General features: G+C 27.7%; 13 protein-coding genes. 5 read left to right on the forward strand and 8 right to left on the reverse strand.

Annotated elements, in window-relative coordinates:
• Positions 1–47: 47 nt before the first annotated feature.
• Together Q0V24_RS09970 and trmB are read right to left on the reverse strand one after the other, a co-directional pair.
• Entirely contained in the window at positions 48–179 is a 132-nt protein-coding gene (locus Q0V24_RS09970; RefSeq protein ID WP_297521000.1) for a hypothetical protein, read from the reverse strand.
• A gap of 149 nt (positions 180–328) precedes the next feature.
• Complete coding sequence (gene trmB / locus Q0V24_RS09975) at positions 329–991, reverse strand: tRNA (guanosine(46)-N7)-methyltransferase TrmB (RefSeq protein WP_297521003.1); 663 nt, start codon at positions 989–991, stop codon at positions 329–331.
• 193 nt (positions 992–1,184) lie between these two features.
• Between trmB and Q0V24_RS09980 the strand changes: the two genes are divergently transcribed.
• Positions 1,185–3,152, forward strand: coding sequence for an FUSC family protein (locus Q0V24_RS09980; protein WP_297521005.1), 1,968 nt, complete (start codon positions 1,185–1,187; stop codon positions 3,150–3,152).
• A 7-nt stretch (positions 3,153–3,159) separates the two neighbouring features.
• Here the strand turns inward: Q0V24_RS09980 and glpK are convergent, their stop codons facing one another.
• The gene (gene glpK, locus Q0V24_RS09985) at positions 3,160–4,695 is read right to left on the reverse strand and encodes a glycerol kinase GlpK (protein ID WP_297521007.1); all 1,536 of its coding nucleotides are present in this window, start codon (positions 4,693–4,695) and stop codon (positions 3,160–3,162) included.
• Between the two features lie 155 nt (positions 4,696–4,850).
• Here glpK and Q0V24_RS09990 point away from each other — a divergent pair, with 155 nt between their 5' ends.
• Complete coding sequence (locus tag Q0V24_RS09990; protein ID WP_297521009.1) at positions 4,851–5,927, forward strand: histidinol-phosphate transaminase; 1,077 nt, start codon at positions 4,851–4,853, stop codon at positions 5,925–5,927.
• On the opposite strand, the gene Q0V24_RS09995 is transcribed toward Q0V24_RS09990, so the two are convergent.
• Positions 5,924–9,145, reverse strand: coding sequence for a DEAD/DEAH box helicase (locus tag Q0V24_RS09995; RefSeq protein ID WP_297521011.1), 3,222 nt, complete (start codon positions 9,143–9,145; stop codon positions 5,924–5,926). The genes Q0V24_RS09990 and Q0V24_RS09995 overlap by 4 nt on opposite strands.
• A 196-nt stretch (positions 9,146–9,341) precedes the next feature.
• Here Q0V24_RS09995 and Q0V24_RS10000 point away from each other — a divergent pair, with 196 nt between their 5' ends.
• The 3 genes from Q0V24_RS10000 to Q0V24_RS10010 are packed head-to-tail and all read left to right on the forward strand — an operon-like array spanning position 9,342 to position 11,516.
• Entirely contained in the window at positions 9,342–10,139 is a 798-nt protein-coding gene (locus Q0V24_RS10000) for an amino acid ABC transporter substrate-binding protein (RefSeq protein ID WP_297521013.1), read from the forward strand.
• Positions 10,140–10,160: 21 nt separating this feature from the next.
• A complete protein-coding gene (locus Q0V24_RS10005) occupies positions 10,161–10,802 on the forward strand; it encodes an amino acid ABC transporter permease (RefSeq protein WP_297521015.1) in 642 nt (213 codons plus the stop codon).
• A gap of 12 nt (positions 10,803–10,814) precedes the next feature.
• Positions 10,815–11,516 carry an amino acid ABC transporter ATP-binding protein gene (locus tag Q0V24_RS10010; protein WP_297521016.1) on the forward strand — a complete coding sequence of 234 codons (702 nt, stop codon included), beginning with the start codon at positions 10,815–10,817 and terminating at the stop codon, positions 11,514–11,516.
• Positions 11,517–11,567: 51 nt separating this feature from the next.
• Here Q0V24_RS10010 and Q0V24_RS10015 read toward each other — a convergent pair whose 3' ends face one another.
• The 4 genes from Q0V24_RS10015 to Q0V24_RS10030 all read right to left on the reverse strand — a co-directional run bounded on the left by Q0V24_RS10015 (position 11,568) and on the right by Q0V24_RS10030 (position 14,744).
• Positions 11,568–11,951, reverse strand: a complete 384-nt coding sequence (locus Q0V24_RS10015; RefSeq protein WP_297521018.1) for a hypothetical protein — start codon at positions 11,949–11,951, stop codon at positions 11,568–11,570.
• Positions 11,952–12,013: 62 nt separating this feature from the next.
• The gene (locus Q0V24_RS10020) at positions 12,014–12,808 is read right to left on the reverse strand and encodes a dimethylarginine dimethylaminohydrolase family protein (RefSeq protein WP_297521020.1); all 795 of its coding nucleotides are present in this window, start codon (positions 12,806–12,808) and stop codon (positions 12,014–12,016) included.
• Positions 12,809–12,980: 172 nt separating this feature from the next.
• Complete coding sequence (cax, locus tag Q0V24_RS10025) at positions 12,981–14,051, reverse strand: calcium/proton exchanger (RefSeq protein WP_297521022.1); 1,071 nt, start codon at positions 14,049–14,051, stop codon at positions 12,981–12,983.
• Positions 14,052–14,273: 222 nt separating this feature from the next.
• Complete coding sequence (locus tag Q0V24_RS10030) at positions 14,274–14,744, reverse strand: MarR family transcriptional regulator (protein ID WP_297521024.1); 471 nt, start codon at positions 14,742–14,744, stop codon at positions 14,274–14,276.
• Positions 14,745–14,787: the final 43 nt, after the last annotated feature.

The raw sequence follows: 14,787 nt of genomic DNA on the forward strand, positions 1-14,787 counted from the left end.
TTATAACTTTATTTTTAAAATATATAAATAATAAGGATTTACTCTTATTATTTATGAACACCATTGGAATCGTTTAACTCCCCTTGTGATGAGTTTCTACTGATAAGCTCTTTTGCTACCAGTTTCTTTACTCTCATCATAAGTATTCTCTTTTTTTTAGTTTTTTTATGAGTAACCATATTATGCCTCCTCTAAACTTTATTAAAATCTCTGTATCTTACATCATATTCAAAACACTAAATTCTGTTCTTCATATTACATAAAATTCTATAAAAAAAATATCTTAGCTCGACTTTTCAATCTACTACTAAGATATTTTTCTAAAAAATTATTTATATTCTGCTATTAAAAATTTAATTTTAATTCCTTTAGCTGAGAACATATCTTCATGCTCTGTTGTTATATTTCCAACAAAATCACTATTATGTAAATCACGTGTAATGTACTTAATTTCTAATCCTGCTTCATTAAAGTATTCAAGTGATTCCTCAAATAATTCGTCATCATCAGTCTTGAATCTAATCTCTTTTCCTTTCTCAAGGAATTTCTTATATGCCTCAAGTTGTCTTGTATGAGTAAGTCTTCTTTTTTTATGTCTATCTTTAGGCCATGGATTACAGAAGTTTATATATATTCTTTCTATAACATCTCCATCTGAGATAGCATTATCTATTAATGCTATCTCTTGTGACATAACCTTAACATTATCTATACTTTCTATTTCATACTCTTTATAAGACTTTTCTATATTTCTTTTCATTTCTACAATTACTTCATCTTTTATATCAATGGCCATATAGTTTATATCTTGATTTTTTGCTGCAAGAACTGCTATAAATGTTCCTTTACCAGCACCAAGTTCTAAATGTATTGGCTTACTTGGATCTTTAAAAGCATTTTTCCAGTTTCCTTTATTCTCACTTGGATTTATAACAAATAAATCACTCGCTTCAAGTTCTGGTCTAGCCCAAGCTTTTCTTCTCATTCTCATCTTTTCACATCACTCCATTATTATTATTTGCTCTTAATTATACATATTTATAGACCTTCTATCAACTTTGAACTTATATTCTTTACATAATAATATATATTTCTCACAAGCTAACTATAATAAAATTTAATATTTGAGATAATCTCTATTTTAGGATAGACTTAGATATAAAAAACTAACTAAGGATGATTTAATGATTAAAATAAACAAAAACAAATTTTTACGAAATAACTTATTATTTATAATATCAATTTTAACCTATATACTTTTCCAATTTTTATTTGGACATGAAAATGTCTTTGTAGGAATAACTGTAATTCAAGCATCATTTTTACTGCTTAATTACGATTTAACAGGTTCTATAAAATCTATGACTATAAAATTTATATCTATTAATTTATACATAGGAATTTTTTCTTATCTTGCATCACTTAATCTTTTTGCAAGTCCCTTAATAAATTTCATAGCTATTTTTATACTAGCCTATACACTTACCTATGACTTAAAAACATCAATTTCATATCCATTTATATTTGGCTATATATTTATGCTTTTACACCCCGTAGGATTAAAAGAAATGCCCATAAGACTTTTAAGTTTATTAGTTGGTGCATTAATTATAATTGCAATGCAACTAATATTTAATGGTAAAAAATCAAAAAAAACTATAAGAAAAAATCTGATAATACTTTCAACTGATACTAATATAAAAATAAATTTAATAATTAATAATAAATTTAAGGTCAAAAAAAAATCAATACTTAATAAAAATATAGATGTTATCATAAAAACTATTTATGAAAAAAGAAATAATTATTTCCACCTTAATTCAAAAGATAGAATTATTTTAAATATAGCTCTATATTTTGAAAGACTTAAATTTGACTTAGATGAATTAATTCACCCTAGCTCAGATGAAGTTTATAAAAGCTTTCTTTTAGATTTAACAAAAATAATAGAAAGCATACCAGACTCACTAAAAGATGATTCTACAATTTTAGAACTCAATAAAAAACTACATACTATATTAGAAATGTATGTACCTCTTGCTAAAAATAATTATTCTATGTATGAAATGATTCAAAATTTAAAAACACTAAAATTTTCAGTTTGTGAAAAAAATCAATTTATTAATAATAAACAGATTAATATTCCAAATAAATTTCAATTTGATAATATTTTTAACCTTGAGTTTTTAAGTTTCAATTCATTAAGATTTAGTTATGCATTAAGAGTTAGTTTACTTATCTCGGTTAGTTTCTTTATTGTTCAGTATCTAGGCTTTGAAGAAGGTAAGTGGTTACCCTTGACTATCTTCCCATTAATCCAGCCATACTCAGAATTATCTAGTAAAAAAATCCCTGTAAAATTCAAAGGGACTTTACTTGGAATTGGTATATTTTTAGCACTAACAATATTTATACCATTAAACAAATATCAACTTATAATTTTCCTTGTTTTTTATTATTTTTATATAATACTTAGTGAATCAACATTAAAAACAGGTCTTCTTACTGCAACTGTCCTTGGTCTTGTCTCTATTTCAGAAATAGACCCTCAAATTGCAGCTTTTGATAGACTTTTATTCATTAGTTTAGGTATTTTAATTGGATACCTTGCAACAAAACATATACTACCATTTACTTTAAAAGATTCACTAAAAAAATTCACTAAAAACCATTATCTTTTAACTAAAGATATTGTTCATGATGGATTTAAGTTTCACCATAACAAATTACTGTTAACAGATTTAAATGATAAAGTCTTTATATCTAAACTTATAGAAAATAAAATACTATCTAACAACTCACATTTAAATAGTACTGTTGTTAAAAAATTTATTTATAACCAACGTATTCTTAATAATGAACTTTATTTTCTATTCTTTGCACTTTGTAAAAAACCGCAAAGCAAAGAAATTATTCAAAATCTTAATGAAAATATTAAACTCTCATTTACTCGACACTCTTGCGATTACTACATAGAAGAAGATTTAATCAATGATATTAAAAATGTAGAAAAAGCTAGCTTGTTAAAATTAAAGGAAAATGAAGAACGATTATTATTCATTAGCACATACAAAATTATAAGACGATTTGAAATATCTAATAATTTATTATTATCCATTGATAAATTATTAAATGAAATTGAAGAGAGCTAGCAACTTGCTAGCTCTCTAAATTTTCTAATTCATTTTTAAAGTCTTCATCTTCTTTTTCCCATTCAAATGACCTCTTAACAGCTTTTAACCAACCTTTGTAAAGAAGTTCTCTTTTCTTCTCACTCATTGTTGATGTAAATTCTTTATCAATTTCTATAATTTCTTCTATTTCACTTTTATCTTTATAAAAACCAACTGCAAGTCCTGCTAAAAATGCAGCACCAAGAGCTGTTGTTTCAACCATCTTTGGTCTAACTATTGGAATATCTAAAATATCTGATTGAAATTCAAGTACAAAATTATTAGAACAAGCCCCACCATCTACTTTTAAACTTTTAAGTTCAATTCCTGAATCCTCTTTCATTGCTTCTAAAATATCTTTTGTTTGATAAGCTATTGACTCTAGTGTCGCTCTTATAATATGAGCTTTATTAGCTCCTCTTGTAAGCCCAACTATACATCCTCTAGCATACATATCCCAATAAGGTGCTCCAAGCCCTGTAAATGCTGGTACTACATAGACACCATTACTATTTTTCACACTTGCTGCAAAAAGCTCTGTTTCTTTAGCATCTGATACCATTTTAAGTTCATCTCTAAGCCACTGAACTGCTGCTCCTGCAATAAATACACTTCCCTCTAGAGCATATTCAACTTTTCCATTAAGCCCCCATGCAATAGTTGTCAAAAGTCCTTTTCTTGACTGTACTCTTTTCTCTCCAGTATTCATAAGCATGAAACACCCTGTACCATAAGTATTTTTTGCCATACCCTTTTCAAAACAATTTTGTCCAAAAAGTGCTGCATGCTGGTCACCTGCACAACCTGCTATTGGAATTTGTGCACCTGCAAGCATCTTTTTATCTGTATAACCATAAATTTCACTTGATGATTTAACCTTTGGTAACATAGATTTTGGAATTTCTAAAATTCTTAAAATTTCATCATCCCACTCAAGAGTATTTATGTTAAATAACATAGTTCTTGATGCATTACTATAATCTGTTATATGTGCTTTTCCTCTTGTCAAATTCCAAATAAGCCAAGTATCAACTGTTCCAAACAGAAGTTGTCCTTTTTCTGCTTTTTTTCTAGCCCCCTCTACATTATCAAGAATCCACTTAACTTTTGTAGCTGAGAAATATGCATCTATAAGAAGCCCTGTTTTTTCTTTTATCATATCTTCATAACCACTTAACTTTAGCTCTTCACATATATCAGCAGTTCTTCTGCACTGCCAAACAATTGCATTGTATACTGGTTTACCTGTTTTCTTATCCCAAACTATCGTTGTTTCTCTCTGATTAGTAATACCTATTCCTGCAATTTCATTTGGTTCTATTCTCCCAGTTTCTAAGACTTCTCTAAAAACACCACTTTGAGTTCCCCATATTCTCATAGGGTCATGTTCTACCCATCCTGCTTTGGGATATATTTGTTCAAACTCATGTTGCGCTGATGCAACAATCGCCCCTTTTTTATCAAATATAATCGCTCTTGAACTCGTTGTTCCTTGATCTAAGGCTATTAAATATTTTTTCATAACATAACTTCCTTTCAGAGAATCTACTTTATAATCTTCTTTAATTATACTATAATGGAAATTTCCTCTCAATATCAATCTTATAATATGCACTTTGATTTATCTCTTATTTAAGGTTACACTATTAGTATAATTTACTATATAGGAGTGATTTTATGAGTATTAAACATGGTGCAAATATTTTTGACCTTTGTGAAATGTATGGAGTAAATAAAAATGAACTTATGGACTTTAGTTCTAATATAAACCCATTTGGTTCATCAAAAAAAGCTAAAGATTACATAATAGAAAATATAGATATGGTTTCTTTATATCCAGACCCAGAATATAAAAAACTTAAAAATAGTATAAGTGCTTATTGTAATGCAAGTAAAGAGAATATTCTTCTTGGAAGTGGTGCAACAGAGCTTATTTCATCATTTATAGAAACTATAAATCCCAAAAATGCACTACTGCTTTCTCCATCATATTCAGAATATGAAAAAGAATTAAATAAAATTAATTGTAGTACTGATATGTATTTTGCAAAAGAAGAACTAGACTTCAAGATAGATACTACTGATTTTATAAATAAAATTAATAGTAAAAATTATGATTTAATCATTATCTGTAACCCTAATAATCCAACAGGTTTTGCTTTTGATAGAAAGGATTTAGATGAACTTCTATCAAAAACTGATACTTATATAATGGTTGATGAAACTTATATAGAATTTACAGATATGGCTAAATTCTCAAGTACAGACCTTATAGATAAATTCAGTAAATTATTTGTAATAAGAGGAACTTCTAAATTCTTTGGAACTCCTGGTATTAGACTTGGTTATGGACTTATTTCTGATAAAAATATCTTTTCTGCTATGGAAAAATCTTTAGACCTTTGGAATGTAAACATCTTTGCTACTTTAATGGGTGAGATTATGTTTACTGATAAAGACTATATAGAAGAAACTTCAAAAAAACTAAAAAAAGAGAGAGAGTATCTTCTAAAAGAACTTAACTCTATCTCTTCTTTAAAAGTATTTAATACTTTTGGTAATTTTATTTTATGTGATTTGAAAAACAAATCTCTAACTGCTAGAGAACTTTATGAAAAACTAGTAAAAGATAAAATAATCATAAGAGATTGTGCATCTTTTGATGGTCTTTCAGAATTCTACTTTAGGGTTTGTATTTTAAAACCAAATGAAAATAAGCTTCTTATTGAATCATTAAAGAAAATACTTAATTAAAAGTCACTTTCAAATAAATCAATAAGTTCATTTTCACTAAGTGATGATAGTAACCCTGCATTAGCAAGCTTACCTGTCATCACTTTTTCTATTATATTTTTCTTAGATTCCTGTAACTTTAATATTTTCTCCTCTATAGTCCCTTTAGATATAAGCTTTATAACTTCTACATTATTTTCCTGCCCTATTCTGTGTGCTCTGTCTGTCGCTTGGTCTTCTACTGCTGGGTTCCACCAAGGGTCATAATGTATTACAACATCTGCTGATGTTAAATTAAGACCAGTTCCTCCTGCTTTTAATGAAATTAAGAATACTCTCTTTGTATCACTCTCATTAAACTGATCAACTAATTCAAGTCTTTTTCTAGCCTCTACACTTCCATCTATATAAGAATACTCTATTCCTTTTGCTTCAATTTCATTTTTTATACTATCTAAAACTCCTGTAAACTGTGAGAATAAAAGTATTTTATGGCCATCACTAGCATACCCGTCTACAAGATTCATAGCCATATTAAGTTTACTATTCTCACCACTATAGTCATTATATACAATCTTTGGTTCAAGACATAACTGTCTAAGCTTCATAAGATATGAGAAAACTTCAATTTTATTATTACTATCTTTATTTTCCATATCTTTTCTAATTGATTTTACGTACGTACTATAAAGTTTTTTCTGCTCTTTTGAAAGTTCTACAAAGAATTTTTTTTCTATTTTATCAGGAAGTTCTTTTGCAACTTCTGATTTTTCTCTTCTTAGAATAAAAGGCTCAATAGCTCTTTTAAGCTCCTCATATTCATTACTTCCTTTTACAAACTTATTTGTAAACTTACTTTTATTAAATAAATATCCTGGCATAACATAGTCAAAAATTGACCAAAGTTCTAACAGATTATTTTCTATTGGAGTACCTGTTAATGCAAATTTTTGCCTAGCATTTATAGCTTTAACTGCAAGTGATGACTTTGCATTAGAATTTTTAATATTTTGAGCTTCATCTATCACCATAATATCAAATTCTAAATCTTTATATGACTCAACATCATTTTTCACAGTACCATATGTACTTAATATAACATCATAATCACCCAGATTATTTAAAACTTTCTCCCTCTCTTTTTTGCTTCCATGAATTATTCCTATATTTAAACATGGTGCGAACTTTTCAAACTCATTTTTCCAGTTATATATAAGTGCTGTTGGAGTTACAACTAAACTTTTCTTCCCCCTATTTGCAAGTATATATGTTATAGTTTGAATTGTTTTTCCAAGCCCCATCTCATCAGCAAGTATCCCTGAAAATCCGTAGTAGCTAAGTGTCTGAAGCCATTTATAACCTTCTACTTGATAATCTCTAAGTTCTGCACAAAGCTCTTTTGGAACATCAAACTCCATACTTTTTATATTTTTAAATTTAGTTGAAATTTCATCTAAAAACTCTTTTCCCTTAATAAAGCTAAGATTTTTTTCACTAATATAATCATTTAAATAAAATGCTCTATTTTTATTTACCCTAATAGAATCCTTACCACTAGAAAGTTTTACATTCTCTATATTATCTATAAGAGCTATAAAATTAAATAACTCTCTATCTGATAAATCAAGAAAACTATCCTCATCAAGTTTAAAGAACTTTTTCTTCTCTTTAAATGCTTCTAATATCTTTGGAATTTTCTTTTTATCTACCTTTTCAATTTTAAATGTAAAATCAAGATAATCTTTCTTCTCTTTCACCCCTGCACTCATAGCTGGTTTTGAAATAACTTGATATTTTTTGAAACTTTCTGAATAGAATACCTCACCAAGTTTTTTTAATTTTTCTACTCCTTTATTTATAAAGTAAAATAACTCATCATCACTTTGAGTAAATCTATATACCGCATTTGACTGTATAAACCCAAGCTCATTTAAAACCCTAGATATTTCATTTTCTTTCTCTAAATCTCTAATTATATATTTCCCATTATCAATACCAAGTGTACTCTCACCATACATTATTTTATTATCTATCTTAATTACTTTTCTCTCTCTATCAACATAGAACTCGGTTTTTAATACTCCATCTTCTACTTTTTCTTTGATTTTTTCATCAAGTATTACTTCTTTACTAATTAAATTTAAAACAGGTAATACATTTTCAAAAATAGTAGTTAGCTTCTCCTTTGGAAGTTTTATAGAATCGCCTCTAAGTAATATCTTATTTATTTTAGAAAAATAACTTCTTTGTTCATAGCTTGGAATATATAGTTTTTCAGCATAATAAAAAACATCATTATCCTCATTAAGTGAATCAAAAGGTTTTGATATAATTTCAACATCCTCATCACACTTAATAGTAAACTCTAATGGCAAGTCTGCTAATACTACCTCTGTATTTTCATACATCTGACCATCTATAGTTATATTAACCTTCATAAAAGCTATTTCTTGTAAAAAACTCCTTAAAGCTTCTAATGGTAGCTTTATGAGCTTCCCCTTTACACCAACAGTTCTAATTCCTCTAACACCATAAGACATTCTAAGTTTTTCAAGACTACTCACCTTATTTTCTAATATATTTAAAAATCTCTCGTTAGTTTCTGTAAAATATTTATTTTTAATATTATAAGTAAATTGCTTGCCTAAAGGGTATTCTAACCCTTTTTTTCTACTTTCAAAAAACTCAATAATATCTTTTACAACATATAATTTTTCATGCCCTATCTTTAAACTGACTTCAAAATTTGAAACTATATTTCTTCTATCGATACCTATAAATACTTCTAAATTTGCACTATCTTTTTTTACTAAACTATCTTTAAATATATCTAAGAATATATCCTGCGTTGCTTCATCTTCTTTAAAACAATTTTCTTCCTTTAAGCTATCAAACAAACAAAATATAGCCCCGATAATATGCTTACACATATAAGTTTTATTTCTATATGAATTATTTTTATAATCTATACAAGTGCAACTACATCTAAATAAATCTCTTTCTTTCCTTCTAACAGCAAAGCTTACATCATATCTTCCAAACCCTTGCTCTGATAATATTTTTGTATCGCACTCTATAACTGTATTTTTTTTTACTATATCAAGCTTTGTTCCGCTATTAGCACTATGTACTCTTTTTCCCTTAGCAATATTTCTATTTAAAACGCGAGCAAATAAATTTTCACTCAATAATCTTATTTCTTCTAATTTATCAAAATCTATATCTTTGTATAAACTCAAAATTTTGTCTCCTTTTTCATCTCTTAGTAATATACTAACCATTATAATACATATAATTCTATTTAGTATAAATGTTCAAAATAAAATTTATGGATTTATTTTACAAATATTTATTGACTTCGTCGCTTTAACATAGTAAAGTGTTAAATAGATAGAGTTTTAATTGCGAAATTATTAATTTAAGGGGGATATATAAATGAAATTTAAATTTAAACCAACAATACTTTTAGGACTTAGTATGATACTTACTACTTCATTATTTACAGCTTGTGGAGGTTCTTCTACTGAAACAACAGATGGTAAATCTGATAAAAGAAAAATAGTTATAGGACTTGATGACACTTTTGTACCTATGGGATTTAGAGATGAGACTGGGAAGCTTACTGGATTTGATGTAGACCTTGCAACCGCTGTTTTTGCAAACCTTGGATATGAATTTGAGTTCCAACCTATAAACTGGGACATGAAAGAAACTGAACTTAACAGCAGCAAAATAGATGCAATTTGGAATGGTTATACTAACACACCAGAGAGAGCTAAAAAGGTTGCTTTAACTGATTCTTATATGAATAATACACAAGCTATCATCACTCTAAGTGATTCACTAATAAACTCAAAAGCAGATTTAAAAGATAAAACTATTGCAACACAAATAGCATCTAGTTCACTTGATGCTATCAATAAAGATAATACTATTGTTACTGCAATAAAAGATGGGCAGCCAATACTTTTTGATACTTACAACGAAGCCTTTATGGATTTAGAAGCTGGTAGAGTTGATGCCGTTGTAGCTGATGAAATACTTGCTAGATATTATATATCAAAAAAAGATTCTTCAAAATATAAAGTGTTAGAAGATAATCTTGCAAATGAAGAATACTGTGTTGGTGTTAGAAAAGATGATACTGAACTTTTAGATGCTCTTAACTCTGAATTTGCAAAAATGAAAGAATCTGGGCAGTTTGCTGAAATAAAAGATAAATGGTTTAAATAATAATTTAAGGGAGTTTTAGTTATGGATTATGTAGGTTCACTATTACCACAAATGTTAGAAGGTCTTGTAGTTACATTAAAAGTGTTCATTGTTACATTGCTATTTTCTGTACCTCTTGGTATGGGTGTTGCACTTTGTAGAATATCACACATTAAAATAATAAAATCAATCAGTGGAATCTATGTATGGGTAATGAGGGGAACTCCTTTACTGCTTCAACTTGTAGTCATATTCTTTGGCTTGCCTTTAGTTGATATTAATTTAGATAGATTTCCTGCTGCTATACTTGCCTTTATCCTAAACTATGCCGCTTACTTTGGGGAAATATTTAGAGCTGGTATACTTGATGTTGATAATGGTCAGATAGAAGCAAGTGAAATCCTTGGATTTTCTAAAGCACACACACTTTTAAGAATTGTAATGCCACAAATGATTAAGAAAGTATTTCCTGCAATTGCAAATGAAGTTATAACTCTTGTAAAAGACACTTCACTTGTATATGTAGTGGGACTTGGGGAACTTCTTCGTGCTGGTAAGATAGCTAGTAATAGAGATGCATCACTTGTACCTTTATTACTAGTTGGGGCTATTTATCTTATCGTCATTGCAATCCTTACATTAATTTTCAATAAACTTGAAAAAAAATATTCTTATTATAATTAGGGGGCTATTATTATGTTAGAAATAAGAAATTTAAATAAAAATTTTAAAAATGTTCCTGCTTTAAAAAATATAAATATTAATATAGCTAAGGGCGATATTTTAAGTATCCTTGGTGAATCTGGAGCTGGTAAAACAACTCTACTTCGCTCATTAACTGGACTTGAAAAATGCAATTCTGGAACTATAAAAATTGAGGATACTTACCTTTTAAAAGATAATAAATACTGTTCTTCAAAAGAACTTTTAAATATTAGAAAAAAAATTGGACTCGTCTTTCAGGGCTTTAACTTATTCCCACATATGACAGTCCTTGAAAATATAATAGAATCACCAGTATATGTTCACAAAGCAAAAAAAGAAGATGCCATTATAAATGCTAAAAAACTTCTTTTAAAACTTGGTATTTCAGAAAAAGAAAATTCTTATCCATATGAACTCTCTGGTGGGCAAAAGCAAAGAGTTGCTATTGCAAGAGCTTTGATTTTAAATCCATGCTATATATGTTTTGATGAACCAACCTCTGCACTTGATCCTAAAACTACACTCGAGGTTGCAAATATTATAAAAAACTTATCAAAAGATATTGGAGTAATTATAATAACTCATGATATGGATTTTGCAAAACTTATTTCAAGTAGAATTGTAGAACTTGCAAGTGGTAAAATAATTTTTGATGCTTCATCAAGTAACTATTGGTGTCAAAAAGCTAACTAAAAAATAAAACGCGAAAGAATTTACTAAATTCTTTCGCGTTTTATCTTTTTCTTAAACCTCTTTAATATCTATAAAGGCTTCTATTTCATACTTCTTTACAAAAATAACACCTAGAATCATTTTATAAGTAATATTTCCGGTTGCAATTGCTTTGTTTTCTTCATTAATTCTTCTATAAGCATCTTTTGCAGCATCTAAAGTTGCAAAACAATTATATAATTCCTCATCATCCGTACTAGGATTTATAAGAACTATATATTTATTTTCCACTATATTTTCATGTATATTTTCATGATTTTCCTTTGCCAATCCGTTATGATGATCATTATGATTAAAGAAATTTAAAAACTCTTTTTCTCTATTATTCACCAATCTTTTAACTTCCCTAATTTTTTCTTCATCTTTTACAATTGAATTATGTTGTAATTGCTTCATTTGTACCTCCTATTAAGTCTTATGTTTTGCCTTGCCTTAAACCCCTAATATTTCCCAAGAAATTATTTTCTATATATAGGTAGAGTTGTGCATGTAAAAGCCCCTCCACCTTTTATAATTTCAGAATAATTAATATAAAATGTAGTCACTCCTTTATCCTCTAATAGTTTACAGACTTGTTTATTTCCAGAAATTACTTTATTTTTACCCAAGCAGATAATGTTAGTTCCAAGTTCCAAAGAAGTTCTGTTATCTATATAATAATAATTTTTGAAGATATTTTCAATCTTATCTTTGTCATAAATAAAATTAGATGCAATACAACTATCTTTATTTATAATATTAAGCACACAATCTAAGTGAAGCATAACATCACAATCAAACTTTATTTGTATTACCTTATATTCCTTCCCACTTTTATTTAAATACTCCTGAAGCTCTTCTACAGCTTTTAAAGAGGTTCTTTTACTCATACCAACTAAAACATATTGGTTATATACAATAACATCTCCACCCTCTATATTATTTTTCATTTTATAACTATGTAAATCTTTATCTTTTATATATTCTTCTATTGATTTATGCTCTTCTTGTCTTGCTTCATTTGTCATTTTAGAAATAAAGAGTATATCATCAATTACAAATGCTATATCCCTTGTATATACCTGATTCACACCATATATAGGATCTAAAAAATATAAATCCACACCTTCTTTAGTTAAAAGATTTATAAAATTATTATATTGTTGAAACATTAAATTAAAATTTACTGTTTTTTTAGTCACATCATAATTTACTGGATAACACATAAGTAATGTTTGTAATTTATCATATTTATTTTTATGTGATATTTTCATATAAATCACCTCTATTTTATTCTTTCCCATTTTTTTAAAATTAGTAAGAATGTCCTTAATGATAATTTAAATAAAATCAATCTTCCTTTTATAGTTAAGGTTTAGCATTTGTTAAAGTTTACTATTTATAAGTATAAAAAAGACATACCAATATTGGGTATGTCTAAAATAATTATTTTAATATAAAGAATCCAAGGGCAAGTATTATGTAAATTCCAATGAGTAATGTTCCTTCGAGCCAATTAGATTCACCATCACTAGCAACCTTATTAGCAATAACAACTGAAGCTAACAGTGCTACAAGTTCAAATGGATTAAAGATTATACTCATAGGAGTAAAGAATAAACTAAAGAATAAAGCAAGTGGTAATACAAGTAATATTATTTGTAAACTTGAACCAAGAGCTATTTCTACAGCAACATCCATTTTATTTTTAAGAGCCATAACAACTGCTGTTGAATGCTCTGCTGCATTCCCAACTATCGGAACTATTATAATACCAACAAAGAACTCACTAAGCCCTATAGTCTTAGTCATAGGTTCTACAGCACTTACTAAAATTTCACTCATTAGAGCAACAAATATTGTAACTCCCACAAGAGTTATTAAACATCTTGCAAGTGACCATTTAGCAGTTTCAGGTTCTGCATCTTCGTCTGCATCTTCAACATCTTCATGAATAACAGCAAAAACTTCTTTATGAGTAAAGAATGAGAAAATTAAACTTAATATATAAATAATAAACATTACAACCGCAACTATAATACTTAAATATTCATATCCTGCACTTTCTGCTGGCTTTACTGTATGCATAAATATAGCTGGTATACAAAGTCCTATAACTGCAAATAAAAGCATACTAGCTGTCGTATCAGTAGTTCTTCTATTAAACTTTTGTATCTTGAACTTTAGTCCACCCGCAAGCATACTAGCTCCTAATACAAAAAGAGAATTCCCTATTATAGAACCCGCTATTGAAGCTTTTACAAGCTCAAAAAGACCTTCTTTAATAGCTAAAAATGTAATAATAAGTTCAGTTGCATTTCCAAAAGTGGCATTTAAAAACCCACCAAGTTTTGCACCTGTATAAAAAGTAAGCTCCTCAGTTGCTTCTCCAATCATTCCAGCTAGTGGTATAATTGCTAAAGCTGAAACCACAAATAAAAGGGTCGGTGACCACTTTAAAAACATTCCTATAATACTTATAGGAACAAATATAAGTAAGACTTTAAGGTATTTCATTATATTCCTCCAAAATTTATTATTTTGTAAGAGAAACTTCCCCCTTAGTTAATCTATACTTAGTCTTTGAAATTTGAATCTATTTAATACATTAATACCCCTATTATGTAAATTTAGTAGCTATACAATCCAAAATCATCAAAAATTAACTTAATCCACTATACTATTATATAACTTTTATTACTTTTGTAAACTTTTCTTAACATTTAATAAAATTAACCACTATTTTTCAAGTTCCTTTAAATTATCAATCATATCCTCTAACACACTTGCAAATATATCTAATTTTTCTACTTCTATATTATTTGCAAGTGCTGCTAAAAACTTAGTTCGTGATTTTTTCAAATCACTTGTAAGTCCTGTACAATCTGGGTTTATATTTAACCTACAAATTCTTTTATCAATTTTATCTTTTTCTATTTGTAAAATTTCCTTAGAAATTAATTGATCTATAGTTCTAGAAATCATGCCTTTAGATAGCCCTAAATATTCAACTAAATCTTTAGCTGTATTTTGATTTGCAGTTCTATTTATATACATTATTATTTCTATCTCATTTTGAGTTAAATTATATTTTTTCAAATCCTTCTCAACACAATTTTTATAAAGTTTTTTTGCTTTTCTAAAATAAATTATATACTTATAACCCTCTTCTTTATTGAGCTTTGAATTTTTCATTATTACCGTTGCCAAAAATCTATAAATATCTACAAATCTTGTTTAATTCCTTATTCAT

Origin of the sequence: uncultured Clostridium sp. (assembly GCF_947039605.1) — a bacterium.
In the GTDB taxonomy this organism is placed as follows: domain Bacteria; phylum Bacillota; class Clostridia; order Clostridiales; family Clostridiaceae; genus Sarcina.

Coding starts and splice junctions, on each gene's coding strand:
- Q0V24_RS09970 (WP_297521000.1), bottom strand. CDS start 179: ATGGTTACTCATAAAAAAACTAAAAAAAAGAGAATACTTATGATGAGA.
- trmB (WP_297521003.1), bottom strand. CDS start 991: ATGAGAATGAGAAGAAAAGCTTGGGCTAGACCAGAACTTGAAGCGAGT.
- Q0V24_RS09980 (WP_297521005.1), top strand. CDS start 1,185: ATGATTAAAATAAACAAAAACAAATTTTTACGAAATAACTTATTATTT.
- glpK (WP_297521007.1), bottom strand. CDS start 4,695: ATGAAAAAATATTTAATAGCCTTAGATCAAGGAACAACGAGTTCAAGA.
- Q0V24_RS09990 (WP_297521009.1), top strand. CDS start 4,851: ATGAGTATTAAACATGGTGCAAATATTTTTGACCTTTGTGAAATGTAT.
- Q0V24_RS10000 (WP_297521013.1), top strand. CDS start 9,342: ATGAAATTTAAATTTAAACCAACAATACTTTTAGGACTTAGTATGATA.
- Q0V24_RS10005 (WP_297521015.1), top strand. CDS start 10,161: ATGGATTATGTAGGTTCACTATTACCACAAATGTTAGAAGGTCTTGTA.
- Q0V24_RS10010 (WP_297521016.1), top strand. CDS start 10,815: ATGTTAGAAATAAGAAATTTAAATAAAAATTTTAAAAATGTTCCTGCT.
- Q0V24_RS10015 (WP_297521018.1), bottom strand. CDS start 11,951: ATGAAGCAATTACAACATAATTCAATTGTAAAAGATGAAGAAAAAATT.
- Q0V24_RS10020 (WP_297521020.1), bottom strand. CDS start 12,808: ATGAAAATATCACATAAAAATAAATATGATAAATTACAAACATTACTT.
- cax (WP_297521022.1), bottom strand. CDS start 14,051: ATGAAATACCTTAAAGTCTTACTTATATTTGTTCCTATAAGTATTATA.